The following is a 22544-nucleotide window of genomic DNA, read 5'->3' as shown; positions in this document are numbered from 1 at the left end:
CCGATCATGCCTTTCTCAACGCGGGGAAGGCCTGTGGACGCCGGTTCTTCCGAGCCGCGCCAGTGTCGCCCCGGACGCGCCTGCCGGAACGGCGGGAGGAGCACCACGGCGCCGGGGTGCTCAGGCAGACCAGGAGAAGCCAAGGGTTCAGGCACATAGGAGAGGGTGGCGCCGACAACGCTCCCCCGAGCCCACCACCGTTTGCGCGCTCGGAACCCTCGCTCTCCGGGTCGACATGCCCCGGGAGTGCGTGTCCCCGGCAGTGTTCCTGATCGCGTTCCGCGTCACGTTCCGCGTCGGCACCGCGGCCCGCCGTGCCGCCTGACGGCCCACGGACGTCCCTCAGGTACGCACATGGCCCCCACTCGCGGAGAATCCGCAGGTGGGGGCCACGAACACGCGGGCTACTTCTTCTTGCCCTGGTTCTTCACGGCCTCGATCGCCGCCGCGGCCGCCTCCGGGTCGAGGTACGTGCCGCCCGGCTTCAGGGGCTTGAAGTCCTCGTCCAGTTCGTAGGCGAGGGGGATGCCGGTCGGGATGTTGAGGCCCGCGATGTCGGCGTCCGAGATGCCGTCCAGGTGCTTGACCAGGGCGCGGAGGCTGTTGCCGTGGGCGGCGACCAGGACCGTGCGGCCGGTGAGGAGGTCCGGGACGATGCTGTCGTACCAGTACGGCAGCATCCGCTCCACGACGTCCTTCAGGCACTCCGTGCGCGGGCGGAGCTCCGGCGGGATCGTCTGGTAGCGGGCGTCGTGGGCCTGCGAGTACTCGCTGTCGTCGGAGAGGGCCGGCGGCGGGGTGTCGTACGAGCGGCGCCACAGCATGAACTGCTCCTCGCCGAACTCGGCGAGCGTCTGCGCCTTGTCCTTGCCCTGGAGGGCGCCGTAGTGACGCTCGTTCAGGCGCCAGGAGCGGTTCACCGGAATCCAGTGGCGGTCGGCCGCCTCCAGGGCGAGCTGCGCCGTGCGGATGGCGCGCTTCTGGAGGGAGGTGTGCAGCACGTCGGGCAGCAGGCCGGCGTCCTTGAGCAGCTCGCCGCCGCGCGTCGCCTCCTTCTCGCCCTTCGCGGTGAGGTTCACGTCCACCCATCCGGTGAACAGATTCTTCTCGTTCCACTCGCTCTCGCCGTGGCGGAGGAGGATCAGCTTGTACGGTGCGTCGGCCATGCGTACGAGCCTAATCGACCTCCGGCGCATGGCGCGCGCCCTCAATCGAGTGGTGTCCGGCATGAGAGATGCGTAAGTTACGGATGCATTGGCAGGGGCTTACATCCGCTAGGGGGCGCCACACATGTCCATCAGTACGCTCAGACGATCGGCCCGCGAGACGGTCTCCGGTCTTCCGCCCGGCTTCTGGTGGCTCTGGCTCTCCACCCTCGTCAACCGGACCGGCGCCTTCGTCCTCACCTTCCTCTCCCTCTATCTGACCCTGGAACTCGGGTACTCCGCCTGGTTCGCCGGGCTCGTCGTCGCCCTCCACGGCCTCGGCGGCATCGTCGGCTCCCCGCTCGGCGGCGTGCTCACCGACCGCTGGGGCCGCCGCCCCACCATGATCACCACGCACCTCGCGGGCGCCGTCTGCGCCGCCGCCCTCGCCTTCGTCACCAGCGCCTGGGGAATCGCCGTCGTCGTCCTGCTGATGGGCGTCGCCATGCAGGCCGTCCGGCCCCCCATCAACGCCACCATCGCCGACATGGTCCCCGCCCACGACGTGCGCCGGGCCTACGCCCTCAACTACTGGGCCCTCAACCTCGGCTTCGCCATCGCCTCCATCGGCGGCGGCGCCGCGGCCTTCCTCGGCTACCGCACCCTCTTCGTCGCCGACGCCGCCGCCACCGTCCTGTGCGCCGTGATCGTCTTCCTCCGGCTTCCCGAGACCCGGCCCGAACGCCGGCCCCGGGCCGTGGACGAGCCCGTGGCCGAGGACAAGGTCGGCACGCTCACCGTGCTGCGCGACGCGCCCTTCCGGACGCTCGTCCTCCTCAACCTGCTCGTCTGCCTGGTGTTCACCGCTCCCTGGATCGGGCTCCCCCTCACCATGGCCGGCCAGGGGCTCTCCCCGTCCTCCTACGGCGTCGTGATCGCCGTCAACGGCGTCGTCATCGTCGGCTTCCAGCTCCTCGTCAACAGGCTGACCGACCAGCGCTCCCCGGTCCTCCTGCTCACCCTCTCCGCCCTCCTCTTCGCCCTGGGCACCGGGGCCACCGCCCTCGCCGGGTCCTCCGTCGCCTTCGCCGCGACCGTGGTCGTCTGGACCGTCGGCGAGATGATCCACGTCCCGACGAACGCCGCCGCCACCGCCCGGCTCGCCCCCGAGCACGCCCGCGGCCGCTACCAGGGCGTCATGGGCATGTCCTGGGCCGTCGCCGGTTTCGTCGCCCCGGTCCTCGCCGGCGCGATCGTCGGCGGACCCGGCCCGGACGTCCTGTGGGCGGCCACGGCCGTGGTAGGCGTCCTCGCCGCCGCCGGTTACGCCACCCTGCTGCGGAAGGCCCTCGTGGAGGAGGCCGGGGACACCGGGGAGACCCGGGAGACCGAGGTCGTCGGGGCAGCCGGGGAGGCCGGGGGAACAGGGGGCGTCGTTCCCGTGCCCGTGGCCGTCGTGAAGGACGAGGACGCCGAGGGCACCCCCGTCGGCGCCTAAACGGCCGGGCCCGCTCGGTCCGCGGGCTTCCCGGCCCTCAGTCCACGGGCTTCCCGGACGTCCTGTCGGGGGTCTCCCCGGACGTCTTGCCGGGCGTCTCCCCGGGGGACTTCTCCAGGAGGTGCTTGAACGCGTCCAGGTTCCGGGTCGGCTCGCCCCGCGAGACCCGCCACGCGTACTCGCGCCGGATCGACGTCGCGAAGCCCAGCTCCAGGAGCGTGTTGAAGTCGCCGTCCGCCGCCTCCAGGACCGAGCCGAGCAGCCGGTCCAGTTCCCCGGGCGTGACGGCGGCGAGCGGGAGCTTGCCGGTGAGGTAGACGTCGCCGAGGCCGTCGACCGCGTACCCCACCCCGTACAGCTTGAGGTTGCGTTCGAGGAGCCAGCGGTGGACGCCCGCCTCGTTCTCGTCCGGGTGGCGGACGACGAAGGCGTTGAGGGAGAGGGAGTGGCGGCCCGCGCGGAGGGAGAGCGTGGTGAAGAGCTTGCGCGTGCCCGGGAGCTTGACGACGTAGGAGCCCGGTTCGGGCGACTCCCACTCCAGTTCCGCCTCGTCGAAGGTGGACTCGATGATCTGGCGAACGTCTTCGGCGGTCCTGTCCTCAGCCATGGTGGGAGCGTACGCGACGACGGTTCTCGCGCAGCCGGTGGTCGTGCACGGCGGCCGTGTAGACGTCGGCCGTGGCCGAGGCCGAGGTGTCCCAGCCGAAGGACCTGGCGTGCGCCGCCGCCGCGTCGCCCATCCGGGCCGTCAGGGACGGGTCGGCCGCGAACCGGCCGAGCGCCCGCGCGTAGTCCGCCGGGTCGTGGCCCCGGACGAGGAAGCCGGTCGCGCCGTCCCGCACGGCCACGGGCAGGCCGCCCACCGCCGCCGCGACGACCGGGGTGCCGGCCGCCTGCGCCTCTATGGCGACCAGGCCGAAGGACTCGCTGTACGAGGGCATGACGAGGACGCTGGCCGCGCGGAACCAGTCGGCGAGGCGCTCCTGGCCCACCGGCGGGTGGAAGCGCACGAGGTCCGCGATGCCGAGCCGGGCGGCGAGCTTCTGGAGCCCCTCCGGCCTGGCCAGGCCGCTGCCGCTCGGGCCGCCGACCACCGGGACGACCATGCGGGAGCGCAGGGAGGGGTCCCGGTCCACGAGGAGGGCGGCCGCCCGCAGCAGGACGTCCGGGGCCTTCAGGGGCTGTATGCGGCCGGCGAAGACCGGTACGAACGCGTCGCGCGGCAGTCCGAGGCGGGCGCGGGCGGCGGCACGGCCGTCGGCGGGGCGGAAGCGGTCGAGGTTGACGCCCGGGTGGACGACCGCGACCTTGCCGGGGTCGGCGTCGTAGAAACGGGCCAGCTCGCCGGCCTCCTCGGTCGTGTTCGCGATCAGCCGGTCGGCGGCGGAGACGATCTGGGTCTCGCCGATCACCCGGGCCGCGGGCTCGGGCGTGTCGCCCTCGGCGAGCGCGGCGTTCTTGACCTTCGCCATGGTGTGCATGGCATGGACCAGCGGGACGCCCCAGCGCTCGGCGGCGAGCCAGCCGACGTGGCCGGAGAGCCAGTAGTGGGAGTGGACGAGGTCGTAGTAGCCGGGACGGTGGCCCGCCCACGCGCTCATCACGCCGTGCGTGAAGGCGCAGAGCTGGGCCGGCAGCTCCTCCTTGGCCAGGCCCTCGTACGGCCCCGCGTCCACGTGCCGCACGAGCACGCCCGGCGTCAGCTCGACCACCGGGGGGAGGCCGCCGGCCGTGGCCCGGGTGAAGATCTCCACCTCGATGTCGATGGCGGCGAGCCGCTTGGCCAGCTCGACGATGTAGACGTTCATGCCGCCCGCGTCGCCGGTGCCCGGCTGGTGCAGCGGCGAGGTGTGGACGCTGAGCATGGCCACGCGCCGGGGGGCACGGGCCCGGCCGGGAAGCCGGAGCCGGTTCGGCGCCGGGTGCCGGTGCCGGGTGCCGGCGAACCGGGACACGTACTGGCTCACGTCGGCGGTCCTTCCGCTCGTGGCCCGGGGGCCGGACGCCCGGGCCGGACCGGGACCGGGACGGGAACCGGGCCGGGACCGGAGCCGGCGACCGGGCCTTCGGGCTGAACTGGGCTGGGTCTGAACGGGCTGGGCTGGGTCCGCAGGGCGGCGGGAAGGCAAGCTGCGCCTTCCAGCGGCCACAACACCGGAACGGCCTCTTTCATTTCCGCTGGTGGGGGCGTTTTGCCAATTCATTGCCGGGGAGCCGGGGAAAACGCCGGGGACGTCGGGGGCACCGGGAGGGGGTGGGGCCGGAGGACTACGGAGAGGCCGGGACTCCCCGGGGGCCCCGACCCCCGCCGCCCGGGCCCCGGACCCGGCCCCCGGCTCCCGCCACCCCGGGCCCGGGGCCCGGCCCTCCGTCCCCCTCCCCCGCACCCCGTACGCTCGTGGCATGGCCCCGCGCACCACCCGCCCCGTCGGCACCCCGACCCGCGGGACCACCCACCCCAACCGGCTGCGCCGCATGGACCGCTGGATCGCCGCCGTCCACGGCCCCGTCCTGCGCCGTTCCCCCGTGCCGCCGCTCGCCGTCGACCTCGGGTACGGGGCCGCCCCCTGGACGGCCGTCGAACTGCTCGCCCGGCTGCGCACCGCCGACCCCCGCACCCTTCTGTACGGCATCGAGATCGAACCCGCCCGGGTCGAGGCCGCCAGGCCGTACGAGCGCGAGGGGCTCTCCTTCCTGCGCGGCGGTTTCGAGGTGCCCGTCCCCGGACGGACGGCCCTGATCCGGGCGGCGAACGTGCTGCGCCAGTACGACGAGGAGCAGGTCGCGGCCGTCTGGGAGCGCCTGTGCGGGCGGCTCGCCCCGGACGGGCTGCTCGTGGAGGGCACCTGCGACGAGATCGGGCGCCGGCACGTGTGGGTGGCGCTCGGCCCGGACGGGCCGCGCACGGTGACCTTCGCGACCCGGCTCGGTTCGCTCGACCGCCCCTCGGACCTGGCGGAACGGCTGCCGAAGGCGCTGATCCACCGGAACGTGCCGGGCGAGCCGGTGCACGCCTTCCTGCGGGACTTCGACCGGGCGTGGGCGGCGGCGGCCCCGTACGCCTCCCTCGGCGCGCGTCAGCGGTGGATCCGTTCCGTCCGCGACCTGGCGGCGGACTGGCCCCTGACGGACGGACCGCGGCGGTGGCGGCAGGGCGAGGTGACGGTGCGGTGGGAGGCACTGGCGCCCCGGGGGTGAGGCTCCCCCGGGCGAGGCTCTTCGAGGGGCTCCCCCGGGGAGGCGGAGGCGTCGCGGAGCCGCCCGTAGTCGCGGAACCGGACCGCCCGTAGTCGCGGAGCCGGGCCGCCCGTAAGGGACAACCAGGGCATCACGGAAGGGGCGCCCGTACCTCACGGAAGGGGCGACCCCGGCCTTTCCCCCACTCTCCCCGAATTCCCCGTGCGCGGGGAACGCCCCGCCCGTCACGCTCGTCCCTTGTGGGGGGAAGCGGGAACGGCAGGTCGTGGACGGGTCCGGCAGGGCTCGCCCTCCCTTGTTACTTGCCGGTTTCGCATGGCACCATCACCAGGTCACCATCAGGTTACTGACGGTAAGTCAGTTGTCGTGACACACAAGGGGGAGTTCGTGAACCGACGCCGTCGCGCCACCGCCGCGATCACCGTGGTCTGCGCCCTGACCGTGCTGGCCTCCCCCGCACCGGCCCTCCGGGCCTCCGCCGCGCCGCTCCCCCCGCCACCGCCGAAGAAGAGCCTGGAGCAGGTGCGCGCGGAGGTGAACGACCTGTACCGGCAGGCCGCCGTCGCCACCGACGCGTACAACCTCGCCGAGGAGCAGTCCAAGGAGCAGTCCGCCGAGATCGTCCGGGTCAACCGGATGCTCGCCGAGGGACGCGAGAGGATCGAGGGCCTCAGGAACCAGGCCGGCGCCGCCGCCCGCGCCCAGTACCGCAACGGCGGCCTCCCCGACGGCGCCCGGTTCGTCCTCACCAACGACCCGCAGCTCTTCCTCGACAACGCGGGACGCCTCAAGGCCGGTGCGAAGGCCACCACCGACCTCCTCGCCGAGATGACCCGCACGCAGGCCGCGCTGGACGTCTACGCCCGGGAGGCGAGCGACAACTGGGCCAGGCTGGAGACCAACCGCGCCCGCCAGGACCGGGCGAAGAAGGAGATCAACGGCAAGATCGACGCCGCCAGGAGACTGGAGTCCACGCTCGCCGCCGAGGAGCGGGAGCGGCTGCGGGTCCTGGAGGAACTGGCGCAGAAGCAGTCCCAGACGCGCTGGCTCGGCACCGGCGTCCTCACCGGCCCGAGGGCGGGGGCGACCCCGGAGGGCGCGAGGGCGGTCGCGTTCGCGACGGCCCAGATCGGCAAGCCGTACGGGTGGGGCGACGAGGGCCCCTCGTCGTTCGACTGCTCCGGCCTGACCCAGAGCGCCTGGGGCGTCGCGGGCCGTCCCATTCCGCGCACCTCGCAGGAGCAGTGGCGGCTGCTGCCGCACGTGGACGTCCGGGACATCCGGCCGGGCGACCTGATCGTCTACTTCAAGGACGCGAGCCACATCGGGATGTACGTCGGGAACGGGATGATGGTGCACGCGCCGCGCCCCGGCCGGGACGTGACCCTGGCGGGCGCGGGCTCGATGGAGATCCTGGGCGTCGTCCGTCCGGCGTGACGTTTCTCATGGCCGCCGTCCCCTCCCGGGACGCCGTGCGGGCGACTACCTCCCCTTCCGCGGCATATGCCAAGAGCGGCGCGCGCACGCACGGCCGATCACCATTCCGCTGCGCGCCGCCCTACCGCTAGGGTCCGGGACGGGCGGGGCGCCACCCGGCGCTCCGCGCACCCCCGGGGGGAGGGAAAGGAACCCGGACCGATGCCCGTACCCGTACCGCGCGGAAGGAACGTCTCCGCCGCCGCGGGCCCCGGCGACGCCACCGTTACGGACGCCGGCGCCATGGACGCCACCTCTATGACAGGCACAGTCACAGGCACCGACCGCACCGACCGCACCGACCGCACCGACCTGACCCTCCTGGTCGTCGAGGACGACCCGGCGGGCGCCCTCGCCGTACCCGAGCTGCTCGACGCGGCGGACGCCTCCGGCACCCGCGTGCGCATCCGCACCGCCCGCAACCTCACCGAGGCCGAACGGCTCCTCACCGACGACGTCCACTGCGTCCTGGTCGACCTCTCCCTGCCCGCTCCCCGGGCCGCCGGGGACGACCCGCTCGCCCCGCTCCGCCACATCCTGCGCCTGGCCCCCCACCACGCCGTCCTCGCCCTGGCGGCCTCGGCCGACGCGGAACTGGCGGCCGAGGCGGTGCGGGTCGGAGCCCAGGACCACCTCTTCCGCGAGGAGCTGGACGGGCGGCTGCTCACCCGGGCCATCCGGTACGCCGTGGAGCGCAAGCGGGCCGACGCCGTCCAGGTGAAACTGGCCGAGTCCCGGCTGCGGGCCCAGGAGAACGCCCGCCTGGAACGCGGCCTGCTCCCGACGCCGCTCCTGGAGGGCTCCGACCTGCGGTTCGCGGCCCACTACCGGCCGGGCCGGTCCCGCGCGCTGCTCGGCGGCGACTTCTACGACGTCGTCCGCACCCCGGACGGCACCGTCCACGCCATGATCGGCGACGTCTGCGGGCACGGCCCCGACGAGGCGGCGCTCGGGGTCGAACTGCGGATCGCCTGGCGGGCCCTGACCTTCGCGGGCCTGTGCGGGGACGAACTCCTCTCGACCCTCCAGCGGGTCCTGGAGCACGAACGGGAGAGCGAGGAGATCTTCGCGACCCTCTGCACCGTGGACATCGCGCCCGACGGGCGCCGGGCGGGCCTGTGCCTGGCCGGCCACCCCTCGCCCCTGATCGCCCGGCGGGGACAGGCCGCACGGCTCCTTCCGTACGAGGACGGCGGCCCGGCCCTGGGACTGCTGCCCCTCGCGCGCTGGCCGCGCCGCCAGGTGGAGCTGGGCGGGGTGTGGAGCCTGTTCCTGTACACGGACGGCCTGATCGAGGGCCGTTCGGCGGGGCCCGGCTCGCCGCGGCTCGGCCAGGAGGGGATGGTCGGCATGATGAACCGGCAGCTGGAGGCGGGACTGCGGGGCGAGGAACTCCTGGAGGCGGCCGTGACGGAGGTCCGCTCCCTGAACGGCGGCGAACTGACGGACGACGTGGCCGTCCTGGCCCTGGAAAGGGAGAAGGCCCGGGGGTGACCCCCGGGCCCTCGTCCACCGCCGTCCCCCGCCGGGCGGGCGGGACTCACACGCCCTAGCGGCCGCCGTTGTAGGGGCCGTACGGTCCGTCGCTGCTGGAACCGCCGCCCCGGCGTCCGCCGCCCGAGACCTGCGCGAGCGCGGGGCGCACGTCCACCATGAAGACGATGGCGGCGATCACTCCGGCGATCTGCAGGAACAGCATCGGCAGGAGCAGGTTCAGGACGAGGTTGACGCCCAGGATGACCAGCCAGAACTTCTTCGTCTGCTTCTCCGCCGCGCGGTAGGCGTCCTCGCGCGCCATGGCGGCGAAGACGAGCGCCGCGACGGCGAATCCGGTGAAGACGAGGAACGTCACCAGGGAGAGAAGGGAATCGAATCCCGCGCGCAACATGCTGGGCACCGCCTAAAGGGGGAGGGGGAGAGAGCGCCTCTCGGTCAAGGTACCCGGTACGGCTTCCCGGCTACCCGCTTCGGTACCCGCCCTACTCCTTCTCGGCGGTGACGGACACCTTCTTGGCGGCCGCCTTGCGGGCGGAGGTCTTCTTCGCGGGCGCCTTGCCGGCCCCGTCTCCGGCCTCGGCCTCGGCCTCGGCCTCGGCGATGATCGTCCCGACCGTCTTGGCCCCGCCGGTCTCCGCCCCGTCCCGCTCCGCCTCCGCGGCGGACGCGGCCTTCCCGGCCGCGGGAGCCTCCGGCTCCGGGTCGGGCTCGACGACGATGGCGATCTCGGTGATCTCCTCGGCGGCCTCGCCGCGCCAGGCGCGGACGGCCTCCTCGCCGTGGGCGGCGACCTCCTCGTACTTCTCGCGCGCCTTGACGGCGTACTCGGCGGCGACGCCGACCCCCCGCAGGGCGAGGTCCTGGGCGGTCTCGCCGAGCTTCTTGAAGTCGGCGTCGAAGCCTCCGACGACCTCGGCGAACTTCGTGCGGGCGGTGGCCTGGGCCTCCTTGGCCTGGGCGGCCACCTTCTCCTGCACGGCCTTCGGGTCCGTCTTCCGGACGGCCTCGATCCGCGCGGGCGCCTCGGTGGCGATCTGCTCGATCAGGCCGGGAACCTTCCTGGCCTGGCGCACGGCGAGATCGGCGGTGCCGGCGGCGAAGTAGAGGGGGGTACGCAGTTCGTCGATGATGGCCATGCTGATGGTCCTCCCGGATGTGGCGTACTAGCGCGAAGGCGGTTCTTCGGCATCGGGCGCCGCGACGGGCGCGGGGGCCCCTTCGGAAACCGCCCCGGAGGCGTCTCCGGCGGTGTTCCCGTCGGCGCTCCCGGCGGTGCTCTCGGCGGCGTTCTCCTTGCGGAACGAGTCGTAGATCTGGAGCAGCACCTGCTTCTGCCGCTCGCTGATCGAGGGATCGGCCAGGATGACGGCCCGCGTCTCCAGCTCCTCCCGCTCCTTCTCGTCGAGGATTCCGGCCCGCACGTAAAGCGTCTCGGCGGAGATCCGCAGCGCCTTCGCGACCTGCTGCAGCACTTCGGCGCTGGGCTTCCGCAGCCCCCGCTCGATCTGGCTCAGGTACGGGTTCGACACCCCGGCGGCGTCGGCGAGCTGCCGCAGGGACAACTGCGCGCTCCTCCGCTGCTCGCGGAGGTACTCACCGAGATTGCCGACGTTGAGCGATGCCATGCTCCGACCATGCCAGCCTTTGCTAACTATTGCAAGCGACTGCTTGCAATAGTCGCGCCGTGTCGCGCCTGGCGTCATGCGCGCCGGAAAACCTCGAGGGGCCGGTGGTACCGGGTGTAGGTCCCGAAGACCTCGACCGCCTCGAAGCCGAGGCGGGCCAGCACGGCGACGCTCCTGTCGTTCCCGTGGGTGACGCCCGCGAACACGTCGGTGACGCCCCGCGCGGTGGCTCCGTGCGCGAGCAGCGCGCGGCAGGCCGCCGTGGCGTACCCGTGTCCCGTCGCCCCGTGGTCGAGCCAGTAACCGAATCCGTACCCGGGCGGGTTCACGGCCACGAGGTCCACGCGGCCGACGAGGGCGCCGTGGAGGAGGATGCCGCAGCGGAGGGACGGGTGGGGGTCGGTGAGCAGTTCGGCGCGCATCGCCTCGCGGGTCGCCGCGACCGTCTCCCGGTAGTCGCCGTACCGGGTGAGGTGTTCGCGGTTGCGGGCGACGAGCGCCTCGTACGCGTCGGCCCGGTCGGCGGTGAGCCCGCACAGGGTCAACCCGGGTACACCCGTGCCGAGTTCGGGGAAGGCGTGCGGGTCGCGGTGGCTGCCGGTCATGCCGGCCGACCCTACGACGGGGCCGGGCCCCTCGCCACGGCTTTCCGGAGGCCGTACGACGACCGCGTGCACCGGTCGCGTGCGCCGGCCCCGCCCCGAACGAAAGCGACCGGCCCAGGTGAAAGGCCCCGCCCGGATCGAAAGGGACCGCGCCGGGCGAAAAAGCCCGTCCTGCGGGCAGCGGCGCCGGTGCCGGTGGGACGGCCGCCGTGGCGGCCCGGCACCATGGCGGCGGAGGAGCCGGGGAGGGGAGCGCGGATGAGCGGTGGGACGAGGGCGACGGTGCGGCGGTGGATACGGGCCCGGGGGCGCGGCGACCGGGAATCGGCGTGGACGCGGGGGCGGGGCAGCGAGGGCCGGACGAGGACGCCAACGCGGGCATGGAGGCGAGGTGGCGAGGGGACGGCGGGGGTGTGGGCGCGGGGCCGGGTGCTCGCCGGGTGCGCGGTGGTGACGGCCGGGCTGCTGGTCTTCCACCGGGCGGTGCCCACCTCCCCCCTGCGGGTGGGGAGTCTGCTGGAGTCGTTCCTGCCCTGGCTCGGCGCGGTGGCCGCGGTGCTGTTCGTCCTGGCGTTGCTGCGCCGTTCCGCGACCGCGCTGGTGGCCCTGCTGCTGCCGGCGGCGGCCTGGGCGCACGCGTTCGGCGGGCTGCTGCTGCCCGGGGACGGGGCCGGGCCGGGGCCGTACGACCTGCTCGTGGCGCAGCACAACGTGAGCGACGAGAACCCCGACCCGGCGGGTACCGCCCGCGCCCTGGCGGACGCCGGCCCCGACCTCGTCGCGCTGCAGGAGCTGGTGCCCCCGGCGCTGTCCGTCTACGAGAGGACCCTCGCGCCCGCGTACCCGTACCACGCGGTCCGGGGCACGGTCGGGCTCTGGTCGAAGCGCCCGCTCACGGAGGTCCGCCCGGTGGACATCAGGCCCCGCGGGATCACCGGCACCTGGGAGCGGGGGCTGCGGGCCGTGGTCGGCGGCCCGCACGGCGGCGTCGCGGTGTACGTCGCGCACCTGCCCTCGGTCCGGGTCCGGGCGACCGGCCTGGCGTCCGCGCTGCGCGACGAGAGCGCCGTCCTGCTGGGGCGGGCCGTCGCCGCCGAGGAGCGGGGGACGGTGATCCTGCTCGGCGACCTCAACGGCACGGTCGACGACCGCGGTCTCGCCCCGCTGACCTCCCGTCTGAACACGGCCGAACGCGGCTTCGCCCCCAGTTTCCCCGCCGCCTTCCCGGTGGCCCGCATCGACCAGGTCATGGCCCGTTCGGCGGCCGTCGGCCGCGTCCGCGCCCTGCCTCCCACCGGCAGCGACCACCTGCCGGTCACCGCGCGGATCGCCCTGCGCCGGGAGGACCGCGGGCCCCGGGAGCCGCGCCCGGCCACGTCCTCGCCGGCCACGTCCTCGCCGGTCCCGTCCGGCCGGAGCCCCGTCGGCGCCACCGGTCTCTCCGGAATCCCGGTCCCCCGGGGCCCGCACCGTGCCATCCTGGGAGGGTGAATCCGGAGGACCTGGTACGGCTGAGGCGGGCGCGCGACACCATGGACCGCGACTACGCGTCACCGCTGGACGTCCCGGCGCTGGCCCGGGTGGCCCTGATGTCGACCGGGCACTTCGCCCGGAGTTTCCGCGCGGCCTTCGGGGAGACCCCGTACGGCTATCTGATGACCCGGCGCGTCGAGCGGGCCAAGGCGTTGCTGCGGCGGGGCGACCTGAGCGTGACCGAGGTCTGCTTCGCGGTGGGCTGCACCTCCCTCGGGTCGTTCAGCTCGCGCTTCACCGAACTCGTCGGGGAGACGCCGAGCGCGTACCGGGCCCGTGCCCACGAGGAGGGCACCGGGGTCCCCGCGTGCGTCGCCAAGGTCCTCACCCGGCCCGTCCGGAACGCGTAGCGCCGACGAGCGGGCCGGCACGGGGCCCGGACGGGGAGGGGTGGAGATGGCGGCCGCACGCGTCTGGCTGGACGTTCCGTACGCCGAGAAGGACGAGGCCAAGCGCCGGGGCGCCCGCTGGGACCCGGCGGCCAGGCGGTGGTACGCGCCCCGGCCCGGGATGGACGGCCTGGCCCGGTGGGCCGGCGCGCCCGACGTGCCCGAGCTGCTGCCCGGGGAGGACCGGAGCCTGGGCAGCGGCCTGTTCGTCGACCTCGTGCCGCGCACCTGCTGGTTCACCAACGTCCGGTCCTGCGTCGCGCCCGCCGACTGGGAGCGGCTGCGCCGGATGATCACCGGCCGGGCCGGGCGGCGCTGCGAGGCGTGCGGGGCGCGGGAGGACCGCGGGGCACAGCGGTGGCTGGAGGCCCACGAGCGCTGGACGTTCGACGAGGCCGCCCGCGTCCAGGCGCTCAGGCGGCTCATCTGCCTGTGCACCGACTGCCACACGGTCACGCACTTCGGGTTCGCCCAGGTGCGGGGCCTGGAGGACCGGGCCCTCGCCCACCTGCGGAAGGTCACCGGGATGAGCGGGGCCCAGGCCCGCGAGCACGTCGACGTCGCCTTCGAGGTGTGGGAGCACCGTTCCCGGTACGACTGGGAGCTGGACCTCGGCATCCTCACGGGCGCGGGCGTCACCCTCGCCGCGCCCCCGGGCGCCGGTGAACGCGCCCGGGTCGCGGTGGAGACCCTGAACCGGTCCGCCGGGGGCGGGAACCGCCTCCCCCGGGACCCGCGCTGACGGCCGGGCGGCCGGACCGGGGGCGGCGGGCCCCTCAGAAGACGTCGTCAGAAGATGTCGGGCGAGAACGGCCGCAGCGGGGTGCGGAACAGCAGGTCCGCGCGGGCCGCCGCGCCGGCCGTCGGCTCCTCGGCGCGCCCGAGCCGGGCCAGCCGCACCGCCGACACGTCGCCGAACGCCAGCCCTCCCACGTCCGCGACGTCGAGGACGAGGTCGGCGGACGCGTCCGTACGGACGCAGGAGGCGCCCTCCGGGGAGGCGTCGAGGCGGAACCGCCCGCCCGCCGGGCCGCCCGCGTCCCGCACGTCCAGGACGAGGCCGTCCGCCACCGGGTACGTCCTGCCCTCCAGGAGCGCGGGCACGTCCAGGACCCGGACCCACAGCATGTCCGCGTGGGACACCGTCCTCGCCGCGCGCGGGTCCGGCAGGAGGTCCGGCAGGAGGTCGTCGGGCGCACGGTGGCCGGTGCGGACGGTGGTGACCCAGTCGATCGAGCAGAGGTAGAGCCACAGGGCCCGCTCGGCGGCCGGGGTGACGGCGATCAGGTCCTGCACGGTCGCGGTGTTCACCGGCTGCTTGCCGTCGTCCCACTTGTCGTCGGAGCGGTACGCGACGTACCCCTCGGCCTCGCCGGACTCCGCGCGGTAGACGGCGTAGAAGGGCTCCGTCCACGGGTCGATCTGGAACCCGAGCCCGGTCTCCCGCGCCCAGTCGCGTTCGGTGCGGCTGGTGACGCCCGCCCGGACCCCGGCGAGCCGGCGGTGCAGACCGGGTCCGGTCTTGCGGATCTCGTCGCCGTCGCTCAGGTCGACGCGGCCGCCGTCCCCGGGGCGCCCCGAGCGGCGCGGGTCGAGCCCGGCCCGCCGCAGGTCCACGCTCCACTCGGTGGTCCAGCTCGCCGGGCCGAAGCCGAACCGGCCGTAGATCGGGTACTCGGCGGAGATCAGCGTCGCGATCGTGTCGCCCCGCTCCTTCGCGGCGGCGAGGTCCTTCTCCATCATGCGGCCGAGCAGGCCCCGGCGCCGGTGCGTCGGGGAGACGGTCACCTGGGTGATCGCGTCGGCCGCGAGGCTGCCCCCGCCGACCGTGCTGACCCGCTGCGGGAACGAACGGAAGGTGGCGACGGTCCGGCCCCGGTCGAAGGCCCCGAGCGTCCGCTCCAGGCACATGTGCGGCAGCCGGTCGGTCACGTCCTCGTCCGGCACGACGGGTGGGCGGAGGAAGCCGGTGCGCAGGGCCCGCAGCCAGTCGGGGACCTCGGACTCCGTCACCGCGCGTACGTCGACAGTCATCCCGCGACCCTATGCGGGGCCCTCGCGGGCCCGCATCCGGGTTTTTCCGGGCCCGGCGTCCGGGCTTTCCGGGGTCCCGCGTCCGGGTTTTTCCGGGGGTCCGCGTCCGGGCCTTCCCGGGCCCGGCGTCCGGACTTTCCGGGGTCCCGCGTCCGCGCTTTCCCGGACCTCGCATCCGGGTCTTCCCGAGGTCCCGCATCCGGATTCTCCCGGGCCCCGCGTCCGGTGCTCAGGCCAGCAGGTCGTCGACCTGCGCCTCCCCCTCGCGGTAGCGGCGGGCGATCTCCGCGCCGCAGTCGTCGGCCGTGCGCTGGAGGTGCTGGCGGCGCCGGGAGACCTGCTGCTCGTACCCGGCGAGCCGTCCCATCGCCGTGTGCAGTTCGTCGTCCGTGCGGGCCGACAGGTCCGACAGCTCGACCTCGGACAGCATCCCGTCCGCGAGCCGCCGGTACTCCTCCCCGCGCGGCGTCGACAGCGTCACGTGCCGGGCCGAGCTGCGGTGCCGGGACGGCAGGTCGGCCAGGATCTCGGAGAGCCGGTCGAGGACCGGTGCCTCCGGGTCGGTCCGGCGCGCCAGCTCGGCCCGCAGGATGTCGATCCTGCCCTGGAGCATCCGCCGCACGTAGCTCAGGTCGGCCTCGTCGTTCTGGGCGTCCCGGCGCAGCGCGCGCAGTTCGGGCAGCCGCAGCGCGGTGAGGTCCGGACGCTCCCGTTCCGGCAGGGCGGGTTCGGAGGTCCGCTGCACGGGCGGGCGCGTCACGGCGGAACCACCGGACCGCGTCAGCGGTACGGAGCCGGACGGCGTCGGCCCGGTGCCAGGTGCACTCATGAGATTCGTCCCCTCGACCGGTGCGGAGCCGCACCGCCTGACAGGCATGGTGCCACTCCCGCCCCCGCCCGTGCAGGCGCTCTGCACCCGTTCGGCCCCGCCCGCTTCAGGTCGGTAGGTTGATGCGCATGCGAGCAGTGGTGCAGAGGGTCGACGGCGCGAGCGTCGTCGTCGCAGGGGAGACCGTCGGTGAGATCAAGGGCGAGGGGCTGTGCGTGCTGGTGGGGGTGACCCACGACGACACCCCCGAGAAGGCCGCCCAATTGGCCAGAAAGCTCTGGTCCGTCCGGGTGCTGGACGACGAGAGGTCGTGCTCCGACGTGAACGCGCCGCTGCTCGTCGTCTCCCAGTTCACGCTCTACGGGGACGCCCGCAAGGGCCGCCGCCCCACCTGGAACGCGGCCGCGCCCGGCCCGGTCGCCGAGCCCCTCGTGGACGAGGTGGTGCGCCGGCTGCGCGAGCTGGGCGCGCACGTGGAGACGGGCCGCTTCGGAGCGGACATGCGCGTCTCGCTCACGAACCACGGCCCGTTCACGGTGCTGATCGAAGTCTGACCCCCGTCCCCGTAGGGGCCCGGGAGCCCCGGCCCCTACGGCTCGACCACGACCTCCTGCGCGGCCGCCGTCGTCCCGACGATCAGCGGGGCGTCCACCGGGACGTTCCGCTTCACCAGGGCCAGGGCGATCGGGCCCAGCTCGTGGTGGCGGACGGCGGTCGTCACGAAGCCGAGCTGCCGTCCCTCCTCGCCGTCGGCCGCGAGCCGCACCGGGGCGCCGTGCGCCGGGAGGTGCACCTCGCTGCCGTCCAGGTGCAGGAAGACCAGGCGGCGCGGCGGCTTCCCCAGGTTCTGCACCCGGGCGACGGTCTCCTGGCCCCGGTAGCAGCCCTTCTGGAGGTGGACGGCGCTGCCGATGAGGCCGATCTCGTGCGGGATGGTCCGGTGGTCGGTCTCCAGGCCGAGCCGCGGCCGGTGCGCCTCGACCCGCAGCGCCTCGTACGCGAGGAGCCCGGCGGCCGGGCCGTGCGACGCGGCGAAGTCCTCCAGGCCGGCCCGGGGCAGGAACAGGTCGCGGCCGTACGGGGTCTCCCGTACGACGACGCCCTCGGGCACCCCGGCGATGGAGCCGGCCGGGAGGTGGACGACGGCGACGTCGTCCGTGCGGTCGGCGACCTCGACCCGGTAGAAGAACTTCATCGACTCCAGGTACGCGATCAGCTCCTCCCGCGTGTCCGGCTCGACGTGCGCCCACACCGTCTCGCCGTCGTCGACGAGGGAGAGGGCGTGCTCGATGTGCCCGTTGGCGGAGAGGATCAGCGCCTCGGTCGCGCGGCCGGGCGGCAGGTCGGTCATGTGCTGGGTGAGCAGCAGGTGCAGCCAGCTCAGCCGGTCGTCGCCGGAGACGGTGACGACGCCGCGGTGCGAGAGGTCGACGAAACCCTCCCCTCCGGAGAGGGCGCGCTGTTCCCGGAACAGGTCGCCGTAGTGCGCGGCGACACCTTCGTCGCGGCCTTCGGCGGCGACGGCGCCGGGAAGGGACAGCAGAGGGCTGGTCGTTGAATGTCGCTGCATACGGGAAAGCCTACGGCCCGGTGTCCCCGGACCGCCCGGCCGCCGGGGGGCGCCCGCCCGCCGGGGACTCCCCGTCCCGGGATTCCGGGGCCTTCCGCGCGCACTCCCCGCACCGGCCGAAGATCGCGAAGTGCTTCATGTCCGTCTCGAAACCGAAGGTCTCGCGGAGCTTCCCGGTGAAATCGGCGGCCACCTCGACGTCCGCCTCGATCACCCCGGAGCAGTCGCGGCAGACCAGGTGGAGGTGGTGGTGCCGGTCGGCGAGGTGGTACGTGGGTGCGCCGTGCCCCAGGTGCGCGTGGCTGACGAGCCCCAGCTCCTCCAGGAGCTCCAGGGTCCGGTACACGGTGGAGATGTTCACCCCGGAGGCGGTCCTGCGGACCTCGCAGAGGATGTCGTCGGGCGTCGCGTGCTCCAGCGCGTCGACGGCCTCCAGGACAAGCTGGCGCTGCGGCGTCAGCCGGTAGCCGCGCTGCCGCAGGTCGCTCTTCCAGTCGGTGCTCACCACGCCCCCCAGTGTAGGAGGGCGACTCCGGTACGGGCTGCCCCTTCGGGCTTCCTCCCCGGCCGCCCATCCGTTTCCCGGAGCGCTACGCCCCTTCGCCCGTCGTCATCGTGTCGGCCAGGACGTCCCGCAACGCGCGCGTCGTACGCACCACGTCCTCGTGCGCGCGGATCTTCTCGTCGAGGGCCCCGAGCACGCGGCCGACCCGTAGCTGCTCCTCCGGAGAAGGCAGATGTACGGGGAGTTCGCCGAGCAGCCGGAGGGAAAGATGCTGGACCCCGGTCGATCCGGCAACGGCGCTCCGCATCCACGCCTGCGCGGGGGTGGAGGAAAGAAAAGCCAGCAGGTACCCGGGGCTGACGGATTCAGGCGCGACCCTGAGCCGTATCAGGGAAGGACCGCAGAGCCAGCCCTCCTCGTCCGGAGTGACCAGCGCGACCCGCCCCACCGTCCCGGACCTGGTCATCAGGAGGTCGCCGGCGACAAGGGCGTAGTTCCCCCATCGGAGCGCGTCTTCCGCGGCGATGTGCCGGGACGGGGGCGATGCCAGTCGGTGACTTCCGAGGTCCACCGGCCGTACGACCGGCAGCCCGGTGTCCGCGTACTGACCGGGCTTCAACCCGGGCATCCCGCTCTGGATGTCGCACAGCTCGGAGAGGGGTACGGTCTTCACGCGCCGCGACGGACTCGTTCCGCTCACGTGTTTTCCCCTTCGAACTCGGACAGGACTTCATCGGCGTGCCTGTCGGCCCTTCTCGCCCGCTCGTCCCGGCGCGCGAGGTCCGCGATCAGCCGGCCGACCCTCGCCCCGTCCACGCTTCCCGCGCGCACCGGCTTCACGGCCCCGACGTGGAGAACGGGACTGAGCAGCCAGTCCCGGGCGGCCAGAGTGCCGGCGGACACCGACGCGCTGAAGCCCTTCTTCCCGGAAAACGGCTCCCCTCCTCCTCGCGCCGACCGCCACCGGCGGCATACGCCGACGATGGAGTCGACGTCCGTCGCGGAAAGGGTGCGCCGGACCCGACCGGACATGGAGCCGAGCGAGGCGGCGTCGACGAACAGCACTTCACCGGCCACACCGGTCGGACTGCGCAGCAGCCACAGGGTCACCGGGATGCCCGTGGCCTTGCCGAAGAGCTGCGGTGGCAGGGCCACCAGCGCTTCGACGGCGCCATCCTCGACCATGGCGGCACGAAGGACACGCTCGGCACGGCTCACGGACTGCGCGGCGATGTTCGGCATGAGCACGGCGGCCCTTCCCCCGGGAGCGAGGACGGAGAGGGCGAGTTGCAGCCAGGCGAAGTTGGCACTGCGCGGAGGAGGCGGGCCGTACCGGAAGAGCCGTGTGTCCCAGCCCACTTCCGTGCGCTGGTTGAAGGGCGGGTTGCTCACCACGCCGGTGAACCGCTCACCGGTCTCGTACCACCGTGCGCCGGGCGTGCCGATCGCCTCGACCGTATGAGGCACGTCACGGAGGAGCAGGCGCATCCGGGCCAGCGCCGCGTCGGCCGACTCGCTGCACGCCCCGTGCGTGAAAAGCGCTGCCCCGGGCGCCCTGTCCGCGACGGCGGCGCAGGCGTCCAGGATCTCCCCCGTACGGCAGAAGGGGTCAAGGATCGTCCGGCGTCGGCCCTTGAGGTCCGGCTCGTCCGCGCCATCGGCCTCGGGCCCGAAAACCAGCTCCGCCATCAGTCGGCGGACGGCGGCGGGTGTGACCAGGTCGTTGCCGCGCCGGCCCTCGGTCCCGCTGCGTTGTTCGATCAGCCAGTCGAGCGCCTCGACAGCTGTGTCCCGGTCCCAGTTCGCCTCCGCGACGAGGCCGGCCGAGTGCGTGACGAGCCCGTCGTACCGGCGTCCCTCGGTCCGCGACGGTCCGAGGTGCGCTCCGTCGATGCCGTCTTCCGCGAGCATCCGCTTCACGGCCCACCAGGCACCGCCGGTCGACGGCGGTGCCTCGCCCCGCCGGGCGACGACGTACGTGACCGCGATCAGCAGGTCAAGGACCTGTTCCACGGTGCCCTCGCCCCGGAAGTCGTCCAGGAGCCGCGTCAGCAAAGCCTGCGGACGAGTGCGCTGTTCGCTCCCGAGAGAAGCCAGGAAGCGGTCCCCGTAGGTCGTGCCTTCCGGCTCGTCGGCTCGCAGGCCGTTGGCCGGGACCCGTCGTGCCGCCAACCACGCGGCCACCTCGGAGACGCGGAACCGGTCCGCCTCTCCCGTGCCGGTCGGCACGCTGTCGACAGGACGGGGAAAGTCGTCGTGGCGCCGGGACCAGTTGGTGACGGCCGGCCGGTTCACGCCGGTGAGCCGGGCGATCTCCGACCGGGTGACCAGCCTCTCGGGGGAGGCGTGCACGGTGTCCCCTTTCAGAACTGTGGTGGCCGTCGGCCACCCAACGCGTCGGGCTTGGCAGCCAGGACCGCGGGGAACCGGTCCATCGAACGGACCTCCTTGGCGAGGTCCTGGTTCACGTACCCCATGATCCGGTAGAGCTTGACATGGTCCTCCCGGAGATCGCGGTGGTGGATCGGCTCGTGGTGCATGATGCGGTTCCGCAGCAGCACCAGCGAGTGGACCTGATCGTCCAGGACGCTCCTGCGCCCCTGGTATCCGGGGAACGCCTTGTGCACGGCGGGTACCCAGAAGTACCGGTCGTTCGGCCTGGTCAGCAGGTGCCGCCAGAAACCGAAGGACAGTTCGGCGACGATCTCGTCCGGCGTACCGGCCTTGCCCCGGCTCCGGCAGACCCGCCGGGCCTCGTCCACCTTGCTCGTCCCCCGGCTGCCGAGCCGGGCCACGGCCCACCAGTCCGCGCGCCCGTGGAGGTCGGACAGCCGACGGTGGACGGAGTTGCGCAGGGCGACCTCGAGACAGTGGAACGGACCGTAGAGCGCGGCCGATGCCTCGGTGTTCCACCAGTACAGACGGATGCCGGCCGTACGGTCCCCCCGCATGAACTCCGTGTACGCACGAAGCCTGGCCTCGGAAAACGCCTCGGACATCCATGCGGGCAGATCGTCGTCCTTCATGCTTCCCCCTTGTAGATCCACGGATCGGTGAACGGCCTGTGGCCCACAGCAACGACAGGCGTTATAGTTCTGGGGAACGCTTCAGGATCGCCTCTGCTTCGGCACGCCCCCTGGAGCACGGCTTGTGAAGCCCCCGGCCACGCCTCATGCGGCCGGGGGTTTCGCGTTTCCGCCGCCCCCGTGTTCATGACGGTAGCTCAGGCGACCACACGTCCGCAAGTGGACTGCGGTCAACTGGAAACTGTTAACCCTCTCTCCTGTGGACGGGCCCTGGACCGCCCTGATGAAGCACGATGAACCACCACACACGAAACAGGGCCCGTCCCTCTGGACGGACCCTGTCGGTCACGGGAAAACGCGTCGGCCTAACGGAAGAAGGCGATGCCGTCGTCCGGCATGTCCGGCAGGTTGCGGGCCATCTCCGCGACCTCCTCCGGCGTGACGACCTTCTTCAGGTGCGCCGACATGTACGGGCGCAGCGGGACCTCGGGGGTCGCCTTCTCGCCCACCCACATCAGGTCGCTCTTGACGTAGCCGTACAGCCGCTTGCCGCCGCTGTACGGGCCCGAGGCGGCCGTCCGGGCGACGGCGTCGGTCGCCAGGTCGATCTGCGGCTTCTGGTCGGCCAGCTCGCCGTACCAGATCTCCACGACGCCCTGGTCACGGACCATGACGACCTCGACCTTGCGGTCCTTGTCGATCCGCCAGTAACCGCTCTCGCTCTCCAGCGGGCGGACCTTCTCGCCCTTCTCGTCCAGGACCCAGGAGTGCGACTGGTACTCCAGGAAGTCCCGGCCGTCGTGGCTGAAGGTCACGGACTGGCCGAAGTTGCACTTCTCCGCGCCGGGGAAGTCGGAGACGCCCGCGCCCTCCCACGTACCGAGCAGGAACGCGAGGGGGACGAGGTCCGGATTGAGGTCGGACGGGATCTCGATCATGAGCAGCTCTGGCGTTCTCTAGAGGGGGATTACCGCTGGCCCTGGTACAGCTTCTTCACGGTCAGCCCCGCGAAGGCGAGCACGCCGACGCAGACCAGGACCAGCAGAGCTTCGAAGAAAACGATCACGGGGTGCTCCTCGACTGAGGTGTGAAGGCGGAACGGGCCGGACCCCAGCTTAGTGCGCCGGGGTCCGGCCCTCTCGGTGAGGTGGCCCTCGCGCGGGGCGGTCAGCCGATCAGCTGCGCCTGGAGGGCCACGGTCTGCTGGAACGGCACGGCGAGCGCCTCGCCCCCGGCGGGCCCGGGTGATCGGCGCGAGGGCGTCCCCGGCCCGGACGTGGGCCCAGCGGGTCTGCTCGGGTCCGTACGGCTTCTCCTCCCGGAAGGCGTACGGGCTCGTGCCGGGTACGTCGACATCGTCCGCGAAGGCCTCCGGGACGGTGCCCCGCGCCCCGTCCGGCAGGGCCTTCGGGCCGGGCGTCGCGCCGACGGGGCGGGCAGCAGCAGGTCACACATGCCGGCGCGGTGGATCTCGCCCTCGTCGCCCTCGGTGAAGTTGCCCTCGGTGAAGGGGCGGGGGCGGTCCGGTCGGCGCGGTCGATCGTGACGGCGGTGTACGCGACACCGCCGCCGACCGGCACACGAGGGACGCATGAGGCGGGGTGCTTCGCATTA

The 22544-nt window shown here is 73.4% G+C and carries 22 protein-coding genes and 1 pseudogene; 8 read left to right on the top strand and 15 right to left on the bottom strand.

The genetic code is table 11. The features are described from left to right. Positions 1-404: 404 nt before the first annotated feature. On the bottom strand, positions 405-1166 hold the full coding sequence (locus ACZ3IL_RS24495) for a phosphoglyceromutase (protein ID WP_467393416.1): 762 nt from the start codon (positions 1164-1166) through the stop codon (positions 405-407). Between the two features lie 124 nt (positions 1167-1290). Between ACZ3IL_RS24495 and ACZ3IL_RS24490 the strand changes: the two genes are divergently transcribed. Continuing rightward, a complete protein-coding gene (locus ACZ3IL_RS24490) occupies positions 1291-2643 on the top strand; it encodes an MDR family MFS transporter (protein WP_467393414.1) in 1353 nt (450 codons plus the stop codon). Positions 2644-2680: 37 nt separating this feature from the next. Here the strand turns inward: ACZ3IL_RS24490 and ACZ3IL_RS24485 are convergent, their stop codons facing one another. Both ACZ3IL_RS24485 and mshA read right to left on the bottom strand, forming a co-directional pair. After that, positions 2681-3250 carry a type III secretion system chaperone family protein gene (locus ACZ3IL_RS24485; protein ID WP_467393412.1) on the bottom strand — a complete coding sequence of 190 codons (570 nt, stop codon included), beginning with the start codon at positions 3248-3250 and terminating at the stop codon, positions 2681-2683. Then, positions 3243-4610, bottom strand: a complete 1368-nt coding sequence (gene mshA / locus ACZ3IL_RS24480; protein ID WP_467393410.1) for a D-inositol-3-phosphate glycosyltransferase — start codon at positions 4608-4610, stop codon at positions 3243-3245. The genes ACZ3IL_RS24485 and mshA overlap by 8 nt, the downstream gene beginning before the upstream one ends. 436 nt (positions 4611-5046) lie before the next feature. Between mshA and ACZ3IL_RS24475 the strand changes: the two genes are divergently transcribed. The 3 genes from ACZ3IL_RS24475 to ACZ3IL_RS24465 all read left to right on the top strand — a co-directional run bounded on the left by ACZ3IL_RS24475 (position 5047) and on the right by ACZ3IL_RS24465 (position 8811). After that, positions 5047-5841, top strand: coding sequence for a class I SAM-dependent methyltransferase (locus ACZ3IL_RS24475; protein WP_467393408.1), 795 nt, complete (start codon positions 5047-5049; stop codon positions 5839-5841). A gap of 387 nt (positions 5842-6228) precedes the next feature. Beyond that, positions 6229-7278 (top strand): C40 family peptidase, encoded by a 1050-nt coding sequence (locus ACZ3IL_RS24470; protein WP_467393407.1) that lies wholly within the window; start codon positions 6229-6231, stop codon positions 7276-7278. A 297-nt stretch (positions 7279-7575) separates the two neighbouring features. Beyond that, positions 7576-8811 carry a PP2C family protein-serine/threonine phosphatase gene (locus tag ACZ3IL_RS24465; RefSeq protein ID WP_467393405.1) on the top strand — a complete coding sequence of 412 codons (1236 nt, stop codon included), beginning with the start codon at positions 7576-7578 and terminating at the stop codon, positions 8809-8811. Positions 8812-8866: 55 nt separating this feature from the next. Here the strand turns inward: ACZ3IL_RS24465 and ACZ3IL_RS24460 are convergent, their stop codons facing one another. The 4 genes from ACZ3IL_RS24460 to ACZ3IL_RS24445 form a co-directional block, all read right to left on the bottom strand. Beyond that, positions 8867-9205: a DUF2516 family protein gene (locus ACZ3IL_RS24460; RefSeq protein ID WP_467393404.1), complete on the bottom strand. Its 339-nt coding sequence runs from the start codon at positions 9203-9205 to the stop codon at positions 8867-8869. A 91-nt stretch (positions 9206-9296) separates the two neighbouring features. Beyond that, positions 9297-9950, bottom strand: coding sequence for a hypothetical protein (locus ACZ3IL_RS24455; RefSeq protein WP_467393403.1), 654 nt, complete (start codon positions 9948-9950; stop codon positions 9297-9299). A gap of 27 nt (positions 9951-9977) precedes the next feature. Beyond that, the gene (locus ACZ3IL_RS24450) at positions 9978-10439 is read right to left on the bottom strand and encodes a helix-turn-helix domain-containing protein (protein WP_467393401.1); all 462 of its coding nucleotides are present in this window, start codon (positions 10437-10439) and stop codon (positions 9978-9980) included. A gap of 74 nt (positions 10440-10513) precedes the next feature. Continuing rightward, a complete protein-coding gene (locus ACZ3IL_RS24445; RefSeq protein WP_467393399.1) occupies positions 10514-11044 on the bottom strand; it encodes a GNAT family N-acetyltransferase in 531 nt (176 codons plus the stop codon). Between the two features lie 429 nt (positions 11045-11473). On the opposite strand from ACZ3IL_RS24445, the pseudogene ACZ3IL_RS24440 reads away from it, so the two are divergent. The 3 genes and pseudogenes from ACZ3IL_RS24440 to ACZ3IL_RS24430 form a co-directional block, all read left to right on the top strand. Beyond that, a pseudogene (locus tag ACZ3IL_RS24440) lies at positions 11474-12376 on the top strand (endonuclease/exonuclease/phosphatase family protein); the annotation flags it as partial. Between the two features lie 155 nt (positions 12377-12531). Continuing rightward, positions 12532-12927, top strand: a complete 396-nt coding sequence (locus ACZ3IL_RS24435) for a helix-turn-helix domain-containing protein (protein ID WP_467393397.1) — start codon at positions 12532-12534, stop codon at positions 12925-12927. A gap of 46 nt (positions 12928-12973) precedes the next feature. Further along, positions 12974-13708, top strand: coding sequence for a DUF5710 domain-containing protein (locus ACZ3IL_RS24430; protein WP_467393395.1), 735 nt, complete (start codon positions 12974-12976; stop codon positions 13706-13708). Positions 13709-13755: 47 nt separating this feature from the next. Here ACZ3IL_RS24430 and ACZ3IL_RS24425 read toward each other — a convergent pair whose 3' ends face one another. Then, complete coding sequence (locus ACZ3IL_RS24425; RefSeq protein WP_467393393.1) at positions 13756-15000, bottom strand: GNAT family N-acetyltransferase; 1245 nt, start codon at positions 14998-15000, stop codon at positions 13756-13758. Between the two features lie 229 nt (positions 15001-15229). Next, on the bottom strand, positions 15230-15829 hold the full coding sequence (locus ACZ3IL_RS24420) for an RsiG family protein (RefSeq protein WP_467393391.1): 600 nt from the start codon (positions 15827-15829) through the stop codon (positions 15230-15232). Positions 15830-15957: 128 nt separating this feature from the next. Between ACZ3IL_RS24420 and dtd the strand changes: the two genes are divergently transcribed. After that, positions 15958-16383 (top strand): D-aminoacyl-tRNA deacylase, encoded by a 426-nt coding sequence (dtd, locus tag ACZ3IL_RS24415; protein WP_467393389.1) that lies wholly within the window; start codon positions 15958-15960, stop codon positions 16381-16383. A 35-nt stretch (positions 16384-16418) separates the two neighbouring features. Here the strand turns inward: dtd and ygfZ are convergent, their stop codons facing one another. The 6 genes from ygfZ to ACZ3IL_RS24385 all read right to left on the bottom strand — a co-directional run bounded on the left by ygfZ (position 16419) and on the right by ACZ3IL_RS24385 (position 21868). Then, on the bottom strand, positions 16419-17399 hold the full coding sequence (ygfZ, locus tag ACZ3IL_RS24410) for a CAF17-like 4Fe-4S cluster assembly/insertion protein YgfZ (RefSeq protein ID WP_467393387.1): 981 nt from the start codon (positions 17397-17399) through the stop codon (positions 16419-16421). Between the two features lie 10 nt (positions 17400-17409). Next, complete coding sequence (locus ACZ3IL_RS24405; RefSeq protein WP_467393385.1) at positions 17410-17907, bottom strand: Fur family transcriptional regulator; 498 nt, start codon at positions 17905-17907, stop codon at positions 17410-17412. An 82-nt stretch (positions 17908-17989) separates the two neighbouring features. Then, positions 17990-18577: a restriction endonuclease subunit S gene (locus tag ACZ3IL_RS24400; protein ID WP_467393383.1), complete on the bottom strand. Its 588-nt coding sequence runs from the start codon at positions 18575-18577 to the stop codon at positions 17990-17992. A 23-nt stretch (positions 18578-18600) separates the two neighbouring features. Continuing rightward, a complete protein-coding gene (locus ACZ3IL_RS24395) occupies positions 18601-20256 on the bottom strand; it encodes an N-6 DNA methylase (RefSeq protein WP_467393381.1) in 1656 nt (551 codons plus the stop codon). A gap of 11 nt (positions 20257-20267) precedes the next feature. Beyond that, positions 20268-20930 carry a hypothetical protein gene (locus ACZ3IL_RS24390; RefSeq protein ID WP_467393379.1) on the bottom strand — a complete coding sequence of 221 codons (663 nt, stop codon included), beginning with the start codon at positions 20928-20930 and terminating at the stop codon, positions 20268-20270. 365 nt (positions 20931-21295) lie between these two features. After that, on the bottom strand, positions 21296-21868 hold the full coding sequence (locus tag ACZ3IL_RS24385; RefSeq protein ID WP_467393378.1) for a heme-binding beta-barrel domain-containing protein: 573 nt from the start codon (positions 21866-21868) through the stop codon (positions 21296-21298). Positions 21869-22544: the final 676 nt, after the last annotated feature.

The organism is Streptomyces sp. NPDC014907, assembly GCF_055562975.1.
This window is presented reverse-complemented; position numbering and strand designations above follow the sequence as displayed.